Source organism: Burkholderia sp. SJZ089, from assembly GCF_007828315.1.
In the GTDB taxonomy this organism is placed as follows: Bacteria; Pseudomonadota; Gammaproteobacteria; order Burkholderiales; family Burkholderiaceae; genus Burkholderia; species Burkholderia gladioli.
Map to the genome: position 1 here is coordinate 1 of NZ_VIUM01000018.1, position 14595 is coordinate 14595.

General features: G+C 65.9%; 13 protein-coding genes. 10 read left to right on the forward strand and 3 right to left on the reverse strand.

The genetic code is table 11. From position 1 onward, the window contains the following. On the reverse strand, positions 1–296 hold a 296-nt coding region (locus FB600_RS28115), incomplete at its 3' end, for an alpha/beta fold hydrolase (RefSeq protein WP_409995252.1). Positions 297–1208: 912 nt separating this feature from the next. Between FB600_RS28115 and betI the strand changes: the two genes are divergently transcribed. From betI to FB600_RS28140, 5 genes are all read left to right on the forward strand, one after another. Further along, positions 1209–1820: a transcriptional regulator BetI gene (betI, locus tag FB600_RS28120; protein WP_036040480.1), complete on the forward strand. Its 612-nt coding sequence runs from the start codon at positions 1209–1211 to the stop codon at positions 1818–1820. A gap of 13 nt (positions 1821–1833) precedes the next feature. After that, on the forward strand, positions 1834–3303 hold the full coding sequence (gene betB, locus FB600_RS28125; RefSeq protein ID WP_145757753.1) for a betaine-aldehyde dehydrogenase: 1470 nt from the start codon (positions 1834–1836) through the stop codon (positions 3301–3303). 25 nt (positions 3304–3328) lie between these two features. Then, entirely contained in the window at positions 3329–5026 is a 1698-nt protein-coding gene (gene betA, locus FB600_RS28130; RefSeq protein WP_145757752.1) for a choline dehydrogenase, read from the forward strand. Between the two features lie 278 nt (positions 5027–5304). Next, complete coding sequence (locus FB600_RS28135; protein WP_036054156.1) at positions 5305–5874, forward strand: hypothetical protein; 570 nt, start codon at positions 5305–5307, stop codon at positions 5872–5874. 44 nt (positions 5875–5918) lie between these two features. Further along, entirely contained in the window at positions 5919–6737 is an 819-nt protein-coding gene (locus FB600_RS28140; protein WP_036054158.1) for an alpha/beta hydrolase, read from the forward strand. Between the two features lie 367 nt (positions 6738–7104). Here the strand turns inward: FB600_RS28140 and FB600_RS28145 are convergent, their stop codons facing one another. After that, on the reverse strand, positions 7105–7968 hold the full coding sequence (locus FB600_RS28145; protein ID WP_096752617.1) for a LysR substrate-binding domain-containing protein: 864 nt from the start codon (positions 7966–7968) through the stop codon (positions 7105–7107). A 76-nt stretch (positions 7969–8044) separates the two neighbouring features. Between FB600_RS28145 and FB600_RS28150 the strand changes: the two genes are divergently transcribed. From FB600_RS28150 to FB600_RS28175, 5 genes are all read left to right on the forward strand, one after another. Then, on the forward strand, positions 8045–8980 hold the full coding sequence (locus FB600_RS28150) for a DMT family transporter (RefSeq protein ID WP_145757751.1): 936 nt from the start codon (positions 8045–8047) through the stop codon (positions 8978–8980). A gap of 285 nt (positions 8981–9265) precedes the next feature. Further along, positions 9266–10222: an ABC transporter ATP-binding protein gene (locus FB600_RS28155; protein WP_036040470.1), complete on the forward strand. Its 957-nt coding sequence runs from the start codon at positions 9266–9268 to the stop codon at positions 10220–10222. A 19-nt stretch (positions 10223–10241) separates the two neighbouring features. Then, entirely contained in the window at positions 10242–11006 is a 765-nt protein-coding gene (locus FB600_RS28160; RefSeq protein WP_013689514.1) for an ABC transporter permease, read from the forward strand. 146 nt (positions 11007–11152) lie between these two features. After that, positions 11153–12601: an MFS transporter gene (locus FB600_RS28170; RefSeq protein WP_145757750.1), complete on the forward strand. Its 1449-nt coding sequence runs from the start codon at positions 11153–11155 to the stop codon at positions 12599–12601. A 288-nt stretch (positions 12602–12889) separates the two neighbouring features. Beyond that, positions 12890–13960 carry a lactonase family protein gene (locus FB600_RS28175; protein WP_098182588.1) on the forward strand — a complete coding sequence of 357 codons (1071 nt, stop codon included), beginning with the start codon at positions 12890–12892 and terminating at the stop codon, positions 13958–13960. Positions 13961–14084: 124 nt separating this feature from the next. Here the strand turns inward: FB600_RS28175 and FB600_RS28180 are convergent, their stop codons facing one another. Next, positions 14085–14561: an OsmC family protein gene (locus FB600_RS28180; protein ID WP_036054169.1), complete on the reverse strand. Its 477-nt coding sequence runs from the start codon at positions 14559–14561 to the stop codon at positions 14085–14087. Positions 14562–14595 lie beyond the last annotated feature (34 nt).

A 14595-nucleotide genomic window follows, 5' to 3' on the forward strand; every position in this document is an offset into this window, starting at 1 on the left:
AGCAGGTAGCTCGGGCTGAAGCGCTCGCAGAGATGGAGCAGGATCTCGACCTCGTCGTCCTTGGTCAGCACGAACTTGCTGGTGTTGTGCTGCCGGGACTGGCCCGCGTAGGGCAGGTCGAAGCAGATCGAGTTGAGACGTTCACCGAGATAGCGCACCGTCTGGCCGAACGATGCAGTGGTGGCGAGCGCGCCGTTGATGAGGATCACCGTCGGATAGGACGGATCGAAGACGTGATGCTCGACGTACACCTTCAAGCCGTTCGGCAGCGGAACGACCAGTTTCTCGATAGCCATGGCATATCTCCGGCAAGGAACCCGGCAAACAAATGCGATACGCGCTGCTTGCGCGAGCGCGCCCCCCGTAGCACGGCCACGCGGCGAACAGCGTGGCGGCTACTTCCCTGTGCCGGAGTCCTCACCGTCTCGCGACGATGCGACCGCCCTCGGTCTGACGCGAAAATTTTTCCGCCCAACAACCTCGTGGCCCCCGGCGCCTCGTAAGAATGACTTCAGACGCATGTCGTTATTTCCGATTCGATGCTGCCCCATCACTGACAAATTGCACCGTCCGGTACATCTGCATGGGTATGAATACTAATACGCGGAACAACAAAAATTCAACCAATTCAGATTAATTTTAGTGTTGGAAATTTGCATTGCGACAGCCATGTTTCATGGAAAATTACCTCGAAAATCCTCATGAAAAAACGGCCTTCATGGCGTTGTCATATTTTTTGTGCTAGACGCCCGGCACCGTCCTGTCAGATCTATCAGGTGCAGCATTTCGGGTCGGAATCATTCGATAGACCTCTTTGCAGTCAACGATTTGGACGCATTGTTGCATGACAGCAACCGAGCCCTCCAAAGGCGGGGCGCAACGACGACCGAGTCGGGCCGGCCGCAATCACTGTCATCAAGGCAACGAATCTACGATTCCAGACCAATTTGAATACGAAAAAATTTCACCAATCAAACGTCTTAAACATAATTCACTGTTTTACAAGAGCATCTCATTCTGTTTTCCGGGCCAAGGATTGGTAACGCCGACCGAGCCCCAGGCGAGTTCCGGGTAATTCTTTCGACCAACCGACAAGTTCGACGCCCCGCTTGCGGGCATGGCGGCGCCATCCCGTTTTTGTTGATTGAACGTTCAATAAAAAATAGCTAGGATGCGACCTTCTGTCCTCCAGCCACCTTTTCCCCGCCATGCCCAAACTCGGAATGCGCGAAGTCCGACGCGCGCAGTTGATCGAGGCGACGCTCTACACGATCGACGAGGCCGGCCTGCCCGGCACCACGCTGGCCCTGGTCGCGCAGCGGGCCAAGATCTCGACGGGCATCGTCAGCCATTACTTCGGCGACAAGGACGGCCTGCTCGAGGCCACCATGCGCCACGTGCTGCGCGATCTGTGGCTCGCCACCTCGCGCCGGCGCGGCGCGGCGGCGCCCGAGCCGCGCGAGCGGCTGCGCGCGATCGTGGCCGCCAACTTCGACGATACCCAGGTCAGCGCGCCGGTGATGAAGACCTGGCTCGCGTTCTGGTCGCAGAGCATGCACCAGCCGCAACTGGGCCGGCTGCAGCGGGTCAATACGCGGCGGCTGCACTCGAACCTGTGCGCCGAGTTCGCCAGGCTGCTGCCGCTCGAACGCGCTCGCGACGCGGCGGTGGGCCTGGCCGCGCTGATCGACGGCCTGTGGCTGCGCGGCGCGCTGGCCGGCGGCCCGATCGACACCCGCACCGCCCAGCGGCTCGCCAACCAATACATCGACCAGCAGCTCGCGCCGCAAGCGGCGGCGCCGAGCCTCGCTGCTCACTGATCAGGAGAACTTCATGACGGTCTACGGTCTGCAAAAACTCTACATCGGCGGCGCCTACGTGGATGCCACCAGCGGCATCAGCTTCGACAGCCTCGATCCGGCCACCGGCGAGCACCTCGCCACCATCCAGCAGGCCGGCGAGGCCGACGTGCAGCGCGCCGTGGAGTCGGCGCGCGAGGGCCAGCGCGTGTGGGCCGCGATGACCGCCATGCAGCGCTCGCGCATCCTGCGCCGTGCCGTCGAGCTGCTGCGCGAGCGCAACGACGAGCTGGCCGAGCTGGAGATGCGCGACACCGGCAAGCCGATCGCCGAGACGCTGGCGGTGGACATCGTCACCGGCGCCGACGTGATCGAGTACTACGCGGGCCTGGCCACCGCGATCGAGGGCCTGCAGATCCCGCTGCGCGAGGAGTCCTTCGTCTATACGCGGCGCGAGCCGCTCGGCGTGTGCGCCGGGATCGGCGCCTGGAACTACCCGATCCAGATCGCCTGCTGGAAGACCGCGCCGGCGCTGGCCGCCGGCAACGCGATGATCTTCAAGCCCAGCGAGGTCACCCCGCTGTCGGCGCTCAAGCTCGCCGAGATCTATACCGAGGCCGGCGTGCCGGCCGGCGTGTTCAACGTGGTGCAGGGCAACGGCGCGGTGGGCGCGATGCTGACGGCCCATCCCGGCATCGCCAAGGTGTCGTTCACCGGCGGCGTGGAAACCGGCAAGAAGGTGATGTCGCTGGCCGGCGCGTCCTCGCTGAAGGAAGTGACCATGGAGCTGGGCGGCAAGTCCCCGCTGATCGTGTTCGCCGATGCCGATCTCGAGCGCGCCGCCGATATCGCCGTGACCGCCAACTTCTTCAGCGCCGGCCAGGTCTGCACCAACGGCACGCGCGTGTTCGTCGACCGCGCCGTGAAGGACGCCTTCATCGCGCGCGTGCTGGAGCGCGTGGCGCGCATCCGGGTGGGCAAGCCCTCCGACGCGGACACCAACTTCGGTCCGCTGGTGAGCCCCGCCCAGCTCGACAAGGTGCTCGGCTTCATCGAGAGCGCCAAGGCCGAGGGCGCGAAGCTGCTGGCCGGCGGCGAGCGCCTGACGCAAGGACACTTCGCGAACGGCCAGTACGTCGCGCCGACGGTGTTCGCCGAATGCCGCGACGAGATGCGGGTGGTGCGCGAGGAGATCTTCGGGCCGGTGATGAGCATTCTCGACTTCGCCACCGAGGAGGAAGCCATCGAGCGCGCCAATGCCACCGACTACGGCCTGGCCGCGGGCGTGGTGACCGAGAACCTGTCGCGCGCGCACCGCGCGATCCACCGGCTCGAGGCCGGCATCTGCTGGATCAATACCTGGGGCGAATCGCCGGCCGAGATGCCGGTGGGCGGCTACAAGCAATCGGGCGTGGGCCGCGAGAACGGCATCACCACGCTCGAGCACTACACGCGCATCAAGTCCGTGCAGGTCGAGCTGGGCCGCTACAACCCCGTGTTCTGAAACAAACCAGGAAAGGAGCCAAGTCATGACGACGCGCGAATACGACTACATCATCTGCGGCGCCGGTTCGGCCGGCAATGTGCTCGCGACGCGGCTGACCGAGGACGCCGACGTCACGGTGCTGCTGCTGGAAGCGGGCGGCCCCGACTACCGCTTCGACTTCCGCACGCAGATGCCGGCGGCGCTCGCCTACCCGCTGCAGGGGCGCCGCTACAACTGGGCCTACGAGACCGATCCCGAGCCGCACATGGACAACCGCCGCATGGAATGCGGGCGCGGCAAGGGCCTGGGCGGCTCCTCGCTGATCAACGGCATGTGCTACATCCGCGGCAACGCGCTCGACTACGACAACTGGGCCGCCCACCAGGGCCTGGAAGACTGGTCCTACCTCGACTGCCTGCCCTACTTCCGCAAGGCGGAGACGCGCGACGTCGGCCCCAACGACTATCACGGCGGCGACGGCCCGGTGTCGGTCACCACCAGCAAGCCGGGCGTGAATCCGCTGTTCGAGGCGATGGTGGAAGCCGGCGTCGAGGCGGGCTACCCGCGCACCGACGACCTGAACGGGTACCAGCAGGAAGGCTTCGGGCCGATGGATCGCACCGTCACGCCCAAGGGCCGCCGCGCCTCCACCGCGCGCGGCTACCTCGACCAGGCCCGCGCGCGGCCGAACCTCGAGATCGTCACGCACGCCGTGGCCGATCGCGTGCTGTTCACCGGCAAGCGCGCCACCGGCGTGGCCTACCTGCGCGGCGGCCAGCCCGTGACCGCGCACGCGCGCCGCGAGGTGCTGGTGTGCAGCGGCGCGATCGCCTCGCCGCAACTGCTGCAGCGCTCGGGCGTGGGCCCCGGCGCCTGGCTGAAGGAACTCGACATCCCGGTGGTGCTGGACCTGCCCGGCGTCGGCAACAACCTGCAGGATCACCTGGAGATGTACATCCAGTACGCCTGCAAGGAGCCGGTCTCGCTCTACCCGGCACTGAAATGGTGGAACCAGCCGAAGATCGGCCTGGAGTGGATGCTGAACGGCACCGGCCTGGGCGCCAGCAACCATTTCGAGGCGGGCGGCTTCATCCGCACGCGCGACGACGACCTCTGGCCGAACATCCAGTATCACTTCCTGCCGGTGGCGATCAACTACAACGGCTCGAACGCGATCGAGATGCACGGCTTCCAGGCTCACGTGGGCTCGATGCGCTCGCCGAGCCGCGGCCGCGTGAAGCTGAAGTCGCGCGATCCGAACGCACATCCGAGCATCCTGTTCAACTACATGGCCGAGGCGCTCGACTGGCGCGAGTTCCGCGACGCGATCCGCGCCACGCGCGAGATCATGCGGCAGCCGGCGCTGGACCGTTATCGCGGCGAGGAGTTGAACCCGGGCGCGAACCTGAAGAGCGATGCGGAGCTGGATGCCTTCGTCAGGCAGCGCGCGGAAACGGCCTTCCATCCGTCCTGCTCGAACAAGATGGGTTATGACGACATGGCCGTGGTCGATCACCAGGGCCGCGTGCACGGCATCGAGGGGCTGCGGGTGGTGGATGCGTCGATCATGCCGATCATCACCACCGGCAATCTCAACGCGCCGACCATCATGATCGCGGAGAAGATCGCGGATCGGATTCGCGGCAAGGCACCGCTGGCGAGGTCGACGGCGAAGTACTACGTGGCGAATGGTGCGCCGGCACGGGGTGGGAAGCCCTTGAGGGAGGTGGAATTGGTTTGAGCCCGCGCTGAGCGGCTGGAATGTGGAGCGCCACTCGCCTTTCAAGGCGAGTGGCGCTTTTTTTTGTTTGGGTGGCCTCGCGACTGGAAGTGACGCCTCGGATTCTTCTTATAGATTCGCAAAAAATGTAGCGTGAAGATCGCTCCCTTCTCGGACCCATCTCGACTGATGCCCAGACCCTGTTGGTTTTTTGAACCCTGTCGAATAGCGAGGCACCCGATTCAATTTTAAAGATTCAGTGAAATTCTCAACAAAGAAGAAATCGTGGGAGACGAAAAATGCGTTGGAAATACGTCGTTGCCGCGATACTCGCGGCAGGGCTGCTGGCATGCTTGTGTTTCGCGATCGTGGCGAGAGAGACCTCGGCATCGGCCGATCGGCCCACCCATATCGACCCGCCGGCCGATGCGCCGATGGCTAACGCGTTCTCCGGCGTATCGTCATCGGCCGTGGGGCAAGGCCGCCCCCCGCCGCCCCTTCCGGCCCGAGTCACCGAGCATATCGCCACCCAATACGCGAACTCGGCTGTCACCCGCGAGGCGCTCACGCAGATCGCCCAGGGCTGGCGCCAGGCCATTCACGAGGTTCACACGCCTGCCGATGCGAAGGAAGCCGGCAATGCCATCGCCGAGGGCATCGCCTGCGCGTTGAGCCAGGGCGTGCTCGCCAAATCCGGCGTCGACCAGCAGGCAATGCTCGACCGGATCAAGAACACGCGGGCGGTCATGCTCGACACGGAGGCCGACACGCAGGCCTATATCCGTTTTCAATCGCTGGCCGGCGGCCAGTATTTCAACGATCCCGGTGCCCGGCCCTGCCGCTTCGATCCGAGCTTGCGGCAGAACTGAGCACCCCCTTGCCGTGCCCTTCCCTCACCAAAGGACGCTCTCCGATGAGAAAATTAGTCAGCCTGATGATTTCCGGATCGCTGCTCGCGCTGCCCTACTCCATGCAGCTGAATGCGGCGCCGGCCATTTCGACCGCCCCGTCGAATACCGCGATCGTCTTCGTCAACGGCATCAACAACTCCTTTGACGATGCCGTCGCGAGCCTGCAGGTCCTCAAGACCCAGATGAATGCGCGCAATGCAAACAACGCCTACGTCTACGGAAACGCCTACAATGCAAGCGACGGTGTGTTGTGGGACATCTATCAGGTATTCAAGCAAAAGTGGATCGAGGGTTCGAGTCCGGCTGACTTCTGGCGGATGATTGACGGCGGCAGCGTTCCGGCCAATGGCATGGATGCGGCGCTCAAGCAGAAATATATCGATATCCTCAGCAACAACCAAATTCCTGAATTACCGGAGCACCTGAAGCAATACCGCGAGTATCTGAAGCAAAACCGAAAAATCGTGCTGGTGGGCCACTCGCAGGGCACTCTGTACGCCAATTTCGGAGCCAATGTGCTGATCACCGAGCTTGCGCAGGCACGAGGCAACGTCAGCACGGTCAATGTCGGCAATGCCGCGCGTTACCTGCTACCAGGTTCCAGCTACCTGACCTCGACGTCGGACCTCGTGATCCCCCTCCTCGGCAAGACCGCGTTGCCGCCGAACCTCTGGATGTATCTGCACCTTGACTACGATATGCTGGGCCATTCCTTCACGAAAATTTACATGAATACCTCATTCTCCGCGGCGAGCCAGATTATCACGCAGGTATCGCAGCAGGCCAACGCCGGCGCCATCGCTCAACAAGCGACCTGGTAGGATGCTTCCGGATTATTCGGATGACGGGCAAGCAGGCATCTGGAAAATAGCGACTTGAGCATCATCCAATTGGCCTCGAATGCCAGTTGATCCATGGCGATTGCCCCTGATCGTGGTTTGAACTGTTCGCCTGGGTTTACCCGGGCATTTTTTTCAGAAAAATTTTGTCATGTTCAAACGTGCTGTCGTCCTGCGTTTGTTGCGTGGAGAATCCATCGGCGCGTTTCCCGCGAACTCGCCCTGGCGGGCATCGAAGCCAGCCTGAAGCCGCCTCAGACCGATCCGCGGGAAGTGGAACTCGAGGAAGCCGTACGTCGGGTCGGGTTCTCTACACCTCGGATGTTCGTGACGCACGACGACGTGCCGTTCAATCGGGAGCATGCAAACGAAACTGTTCCCGAAACGTCGCGACCAATAATTCCATCGCTTCCTTCTCGTCACCTTCCGGATTCCGAATCAAGACGATCTCGTGCTCGTCGATCGGCGGCAGTCCATCGAGCACGCGCATGCGCGACGTGACACGCGCCCGATCCACCAGGGTCACCCCCAGCCCCGCCTCCACGCAGGCATTGATGGCCTGGCTCGACGCGCTTTCGATGATCACGCGCCAGGCCGCGCCGGTCTGCTTGAGCGCGCTCGTCATGGCAAGACGATACGGACAAGGCTCGGCATACAGCGCCAAGGGCAGCGGCTGATCCGCATCGAGCACGAAGGCGCGGCTGCAAGCCCACACCGGCGTGGTTACCGTCAGGAGATCCGCGCGCCGATGCGCCTGCATCGGCTGCACCACCAAGGCCAGGTCGAGCTTGCCTCGCGCCACCAGCTCCCGCAGCTCGAAACTCGGCCCGGTGCGGATCTCGATCACCACGTTCGGCCAGCTCGCCGCGAACCCGGGCAGCAGGTCCCGGATCACGTGCGCCGCGTATTCATCGGGCAACCCGAGCACGATGCGCGCCGCCACCGACTTCCCGCGAATCTCCTGGAGCACGCGGTCATGCGCGCTGAGCAACTCGCCGGTGCTGGCCAGCAGGCGCTTGCCCAGCGCCGTCAGCGTGACGCTCTGGTTGTCCCGCTCCAGCAGCCTGCCGCCCGCCACGGCCTCCAGCCGCTGGATATGGATGCTGACCGCCGCGGGGCTCTTGTGCACCAGCTCCGCCGCCGCGCGGAACTTGCCCAGGCGCGCCACGGCATGAAAGGTACGCAGCAGCTCGATGTCGAGAATGGTGTCCATATGGTTCAAGTTTATTGAACGACTTGGCCAGTATATTTTGATTTTCTAATCGACGTCGGGCACTTAGGCTGGGTGCATGAACAAAGCCGAGCCATCCTGCCTCGCCCCTGGCGCCGCGAGCGTCGAAGCGCGCCAGATCCCGCTGCCGATACTCGAATGCCTGATGGTGCTGGCCTGGAGCTCCGGCTTCGTCGGCCTGCGCTTCGCCGCCGATTACGCGCCGATCTACCTGATGGTGTTCTGGCGCTGCGTCGTGCTGTCGATCGGCCTCTGGCCGTTCGTGGCGCGCGAGATACGCTCGGCGTCGCGCGCCACCTTGCTGCGCGAGGCCGCGATCGGCGCAATGGCGATGGGGGGCTATCTGGCCGGCGTGGCCAAGGGCATCGAGTTCGGCGTGTCGGCCGGCCTCTCGGCCTTGATCGCCGATCTGTTGCCGGTCGGCACGGTGCTGATCTCCACCCTGGTCTTCAGGGAACGCAGCCCGGCCGGGGTCTGGGCCGGGCTGGTGCTGGGCGTGGTCGGCGTGCTCCTGGCCAGCCGCGACGCCTTCCGGCTCGGCGCCGCGCCCATCTGGGCGCTGGGCCTGCCGATCGCCGGCATGCTGTGCCTGGCGGCGGCCGCGGTCTGGCGCAAGCGGCTTTCCACCGGGGCCGGCCATCTGAACCCGATCGCCGCCCTGTGGCTTCATTGCGTGGTGACCGGCATCCTCTTCCTGTTCCTGCAGGGCGCCCAAGGCAGCCTGAGGCCGGTGCCCACCTGGGGCTTCGCGGCCGGCATGGCGTGGACCGCGATCCTCTCCACGCTCGGCGGCTACGGCCTTTACTGGCTGTGCCTGAAGCGCTCCTCGTCCGCGCGCGTGTCGAGCGTGCTGTTCCTGAGCCCCGCCGTCACCCTGGTGTGGGCCTGGGCGATGTTCCGCGAACCGCTGAGCTGGCGCATGCTGTTCGGCGCCGCGGTGGCCGGGGCCGGCATCCTGATGATCGTGCGCAGCAGGCACGAGGGCTCGCGCTAAGACGAGGGCTCGCGCTAAGGCTTTGCCGGCGCACCGTTTCGAATCACATTCGCCGCCGCTGCCAAACAAATTCCCCGCATCGACGGGGATTGTTTTCCCCAACCCGCACTTCCCGTCATCGATTCGCGCTACCCTGCCCGAATCGAACGCTTCCCCCTCACCTCGCTATCCTGTCTCGCGCATATCCATAGCGCGATTGGTACCATAGCGTTCCCGACACCGGCGGCTCCGGTGCCCGCGCGGCTCCCCCGCGCGCGCCGCCCGCCGCACCGCCCCGATTCGACCGTGAGCCAAGAACCGATACTGACCGTCTCCCATCTGTCGAAAACCTACGCGTCCGGCTTCAAGTCGCTCGACGACGTCAACCTCTCGATCCGCCGCGGCGAGATCTTCGCGCTGCTCGGCCCCAACGGCGCCGGCAAGACCACCCTGATCAGCACCATCTGCGGGATCGTCACGCCCAGCGAGGGCAGCGTCTCGGTGGGCGGCCACGACATCGCCCGCCACTACCGCGCCGCGCGCACCATGATCGGCCTGGTGCCGCAGGAGCTGACCACCGATTCCTTCGAATCGGTCTGGAACACCGTCTCCTTCAGCCGCGGCCTGTTCGGCAAGGCGCCGAACCCGGCCCATATCGAGAAGGTGCTGAAGGACCTCTCGCTGTGGGACAAGCGCGACAGCAAGCTGATCACGCTGTCGGGCGGCATGAAGCGCCGCGTGATGATCGCCAAGGCGCTCTCGCACGAGCCGCGCATCCTGTTCCTCGACGAGCCCACCGCCGGCGTGGACGTCGAGCTGCGTCGCGACATGTGGAAGCTGGTCGACCAGTTGCGCGCCGACGGCGTGACCATCGTGCTCACCACGCACTACATCGAGGAAGCCGAGGAGATGGCCGACCGCATCGGCATCATCAACGGCGGCAAGATCATGCTGGTGGAGGAGAAGACCGAGCTGATGCGCTCGCTGGGCAAGAAGCAGCTCACGCTGCAGCTCGACGCGCCGCTGGCCGCGATCCCGGCGGCGCTGGCGGGCTTCCGCCTCGAGCTGGCCAAGGACGGCAACGAGCTGGTCTATACCTACGAGGCCGAACGCGAGCAGGCGATCGCCACCCTGCTCGGCGCGCTCGCCGAGGCCGGCGTGCGCTTCCGCGACCTGCAGACCTCGCAGAGCTCGCTCGAGGAAATCTTCGTGAGCCTGATCGACAGCGGCCGCACCGCCTCGAAAACCGCCACCCCCGCCTGACCGCCCGACAGGACAACGAATGACCAACTTCCATGCGATTCGCGCGATCTACCGCGCGGAAATGGCCCGCACCGCCCGCACCCTGACCCAGAGCATCATCGCGCCGGTGATCTCCACCTCGCTCTACTTCGTGGTGTTCGGCTCGGCGATCGGCTCGCGCATCAGCGCCGTGAACGGCATCAGCTACGGCTCCTTCATCGTGCCGGGCCTGGTGATGCTGTCGCTGCTCTCGCAGAGCATCTCGAACGCCTCGTTCGGCATCTACTTCCCGCGTTTCACCGGCACCATCTACGAGGTGCTGTCGGCGCCGGTGTCCTACTGGGAGATCGTGGCCGCCTACGTGGGCGCGGCCGCCACCAAGTCGGTGATCCTGGGCGTGATCATCCTGATCACCGCCAGCCTGTTCGTGCCGATGCACATCCTGCATCCGGCCTGGATGGTGCTGTTCCTGGTGCTGACCTCGATCACCTTCAGCCTGTTCGGCTTCGTGATCGGCATCTGGGCCGACAGCTTCGAGAAGCTCTCGCTGGTGCCGCTGCTGATCGTCACGCCGCTGACCTTCCTCGGCGGCAGCTTCTACTCGGTCGACATGCTGCCGCCGTTCTGGCGCGTGGTCACGCTGTTCAACCCGATCGTCTACCTGGTCAGCGGCTTCCGCTGGGCCTTCTTCGGGCTGGCCGACGTGCACGTGGGCATCAGCCTGGCGATGACGCTGGCCTTCCTGGTGGCCCTGCTGTTCGTGGTGGCCTGGATCTTCCGCACCGGCTATCGCCTGAAGAAATAAGCCTCGCCCGCGGCACCGGGGCGCGCCGCGGCCATGGCGCGCCTGTTCCAGTGCGATGCCGAATTCGTTCTATGGCGGGGATTAATGGCCACGTCTACTGACACGGCGCCGCCTCGTTCCGAGGCCGGCCCCTGCCAGAGGACGCCATGCCCGCCGCCGCCCCTTCCGCTCCAGCCGCCCCTTCCGCCCCGCGCGCCAGCGCCGCCGCCCGCCTCGAACGCCTGCCGTTCTCCGGTTATCACAAGCTGATCTTCGTGATCGTCGCGATCGCGTTCTTCTTCGACTCGGTCGACCTCGGCACCATGACCTTCGTGCTCGGCTCGATCCGCAAGGAGTTCGGCCTGAGCACCGCGGCCGCCGGCCTGGTGGCCAGCGCGAGCTTCTTCGGCATGGTGCTGGGCGCGGCCGTGGCCGGGCTGCTGGCCGACCGCTTCGGGCGCCGCCCGGTGTTCCAGTGGAGCATGGTGCTGTGGGGCGCGGCCTCCTGGCTGTGCTCGACCGCGCAGAGCGTCGAGGCGCTGATCGCCTGGCGCGTGCTGCTCGGCATCGGCATGGGCATGGAATTCCCGGTCGCGCAGACGCTGCTCTCCGAATTCGTGCCGGCCGCCAGGCGCGGCCGCCTGATCGCGTTGATGGACGGCTTCTGGCCGCTCGGCTTCATCTGCGCCGGCGTGGTGTCCTACTTCGTGCTGCCGGCGCTGGGCTGGCGCATGGTGTTCGCGCTGCTCGCGATCCCCGCCGTGTTCGTGCTGGTGGTGCGCCGGCTGGTGCCCGAATCGCCGCGCTGGCTCGAGCATCATGGCCGCGCCGCGGAGGCCGACCGGATCCTCGACGGCATCGAGGCCAAGGTAATGCGCTCGACCGGGCTGAGCCGGCTGCCGGCACCGTCGCGGCTGGCCGAACCGCCCGCCGCGCGCGGCCGCGGCGCGTTCCGCGAGATCTGGAGCGGCCCTTACCGACGCCGCACCACCATGGTCTGGCTGCTGTGGTTCTTCGCCCTGCTCGGTTTCTACGGCCTGACTTCCTGGCTCGGCGCGCTGCTGCAGCAAGCCGGCTACGCCGTCACGCAGTCGGTGCTCTACACCGTGCTGATCTCGCTGGGCGGCGTGCCGGGCTTCCTCTGCGCGGCCTGGCTGATCGAGCGCTGGGGCCGCAAGCCGACCACCATCGCCTCGCTGGTGGGCGGCGGCGTGATGGCCTACGTCTATGGCCAGACGGCCCTGCACGGACAGAGCGTCGCGCTGCTGATCGGCACCGGGCTGGTGATGCAGTTCTTCCTGTTCGGCATGTGGGCCGCGCTCTATACCTACACGCCCGAGCTCTACGGCACCGGTGCGCGCGCAACCGGTTCGGGCTTCGCCTCGGCGATCGGCCGCGTCGGCTCGCTGATCGGGCCGTATGCGGTGGGCGTGGTGCTGCCGCTGTTCGGCCAGGGCGGCGTGTTCACGCTCGGCGCGTTGTCCTTCGTGGTGGCGGCGCTGGCGGTGGCCTGGCTCGGCATTGAGACGCGCGGGCTCGCGCTGGAGGAACTGACCGCCGCCGACGACGGCAGCGACGCGGCGCGCTACGAGGGCAAGCCGGTCGCGATGGATTGAGGGCGGGCAAGCCGGCAGGAAGGCGGGCACGGTTTCGGCACCCCGGCGCCTTCTCCGCTCAATCGAGCCCATGTTGTCGTACAACCAAGGAACAAACGCTCCCCGCTCGGCCCTTCTTTCCCTGACACACGGGGAAATTCTCCGCGTTTACGCTGAGTTGTCGGTCTCGGCGATTGCGCCAGCCTTTCGCGATGTCATATGATGACGTAACACTTACGGGACGATGCCCCCGCCCAAGCGAGCGTCGTCGTCCGTCACGTCCCATTCACGACTCCTTCCGCGATCCCGATGAGCACAGCGCTGTCCCCCACCCACCTCGTCACCGTCTCGAACGCCGAGGACGGCGATCTCTCCGTCTATCACCTGGATGCCGCGCAAGCGCGCCTCGCGCCGATCGCGCGCACGCCGGCGGGCAGCGTGGTGATGCCGCAAGCGCCGACGCACGACGGCCGCCAGCTCTATGTCGCGACGCGCGGCACGCAGCCGACCATCGTCGGCTACGACATCGGCGCCGACGGCACGCTCACGCAGCGCTTCTCGACGCCGATCGACGCCAGCCTCGCCTACCTGTCGGTCGATCGCGCGGGACGCCTGCTGTTCGGCGCCTCCTACGGCGGCAGCCGGCTGTTCGTGTGGGATGCGAAACGTGTCGAGAGCGGCGACGGCGCGCCGCTGCAGTTCATCGACCGGATCCAGAACGCGCACTCGATCATCGTTTCCGACGACGACCGCTATGTCTACGCGGCCTCGCTCGGCTCCGACCGCGTCCTGTTCTACGGCATCGCGCGCGCCGGCGAGGAAGCCGCGCTGATCGCGCGCGGCGAGCTGGCCACGCCGGCCGGCTTCGGGCCGCGCCATCTGCGCCTCGCGCCGGACGGCGCGACGCTCTATGTGATCGGCGAATTCCACGGCACCGTGCTGGCGATTCCGCGCGATCCGGTGACGGGCGAACTCGGCGAGCCGGTGGAATCGGATCTCGCGCCGAGCATCGCGCACCTGGCGCACGGCGCGCCGCGCCCGCCCGCGCCGACCTCGCCCGTGATCTGGGCCGCCGACCTGCAGGTCTCGCCGGACGGCCGCTTCGTGTTCGCCACCGAGCGCACCGCGAATCGCCTGATCACGTTCCGCATCGACGAGAACCGCAAGCTGCATTACACGAGCTGCATCGAGACCGAGCCGCAGCCGCGCGGCATCCGCCTCTCGCCCGATGGTTCCTTGCTGGCGGCCAGCGGCGAGCTGTCGACGTCCATCTCGCTGTATCGTGTCGATACGGCCACCGGTGCGCTGACGCCCGCCACCCGCATCGAATGCGGCAAGGGCGCCAACTGGATCGAGATCCTGCCGCTGCGCGGCGCCTGATCGAAGGCCGCTTCACCCGGCATGCGCCTGTTCGAGGCGCGTGCGTTGCTTCCCTTGCGCAACCGCTCCGGGTTTCATCCGGCGACGCGGCACGCCGGATTCCTTCGTTATCCGAAACCTGCGATCAGCCCGGCGCGTGCTCGATCACGGGCTCGCACGTCACCGGGAAATTCATCGAATTGGCGATGTAGCAGGCACGATGCGCATCGTGATGCAGCGCAGCCGCGCGCTCGGCATCGTCGCCGGCGCGGATCGTCACGCGCGGACGCAGCACCACCTGGGTGAAGCTGCCGCCCTCGCGACTGTCGATCATGGTGCCGACGGCCTCGTCGACATAGGCCTGCACGGCGATACCGGCCTCGGCGCACAGGTGCAGGTACCAGAGCTTGTGGCAGGCCGACAGCGAGGCCACCAGCAGGTCCTCGGGGTTCCAGCGCTTCGCGTCGCCGAGGAAGGCGGGATCGGACGAGCCCGGCACGTCGGGCTTGCCGTCCGCGCGGATCAGGTGGTCGCGTCCATAGTCACGATAGGCCGAGGTGCCGGTGCCGCGGTTGCCGGTCCACTCGACCGATATGCGATAAGTGTGTTCGTGCTTCGCCATGCGAGAGATCCCCCGTGGGTGCCGCCGTTGCGCG

Excerpts from the sequence above, each read along its gene's own strand:
- betI (WP_036040480.1), top strand. The coding sequence starts at position 1,209 with ATGCCCAAACTCGGAATGCGCGAAGTCCGACGCGCGCAGTTGATCGAG.
- betB (WP_145757753.1), top strand. The coding sequence starts at position 1,834 with ATGACGGTCTACGGTCTGCAAAAACTCTACATCGGCGGCGCCTACGTG.
- betA (WP_145757752.1), top strand. The coding sequence starts at position 3,329 with ATGACGACGCGCGAATACGACTACATCATCTGCGGCGCCGGTTCGGCC.
- FB600_RS28135 (WP_036054156.1), top strand. The coding sequence starts at position 5,305 with ATGCGTTGGAAATACGTCGTTGCCGCGATACTCGCGGCAGGGCTGCTG.
- FB600_RS28140 (WP_036054158.1), top strand. The coding sequence starts at position 5,919 with ATGAGAAAATTAGTCAGCCTGATGATTTCCGGATCGCTGCTCGCGCTG.
- FB600_RS28145 (WP_096752617.1), bottom strand. The coding sequence starts at position 7,968 with ATGGACACCATTCTCGACATCGAGCTGCTGCGTACCTTTCATGCCGTG.
- FB600_RS28150 (WP_145757751.1), top strand. The coding sequence starts at position 8,045 with ATGAACAAAGCCGAGCCATCCTGCCTCGCCCCTGGCGCCGCGAGCGTC.
- FB600_RS28160 (WP_013689514.1), top strand. The coding sequence starts at position 10,242 with ATGACCAACTTCCATGCGATTCGCGCGATCTACCGCGCGGAAATGGCC.
- FB600_RS28170 (WP_145757750.1), top strand. The coding sequence starts at position 11,153 with ATGCCCGCCGCCGCCCCTTCCGCTCCAGCCGCCCCTTCCGCCCCGCGC.
- FB600_RS28175 (WP_098182588.1), top strand. The coding sequence starts at position 12,890 with ATGAGCACAGCGCTGTCCCCCACCCACCTCGTCACCGTCTCGAACGCC.
- FB600_RS28180 (WP_036054169.1), bottom strand. The coding sequence starts at position 14,561 with ATGGCGAAGCACGAACACACTTATCGCATATCGGTCGAGTGGACCGGC.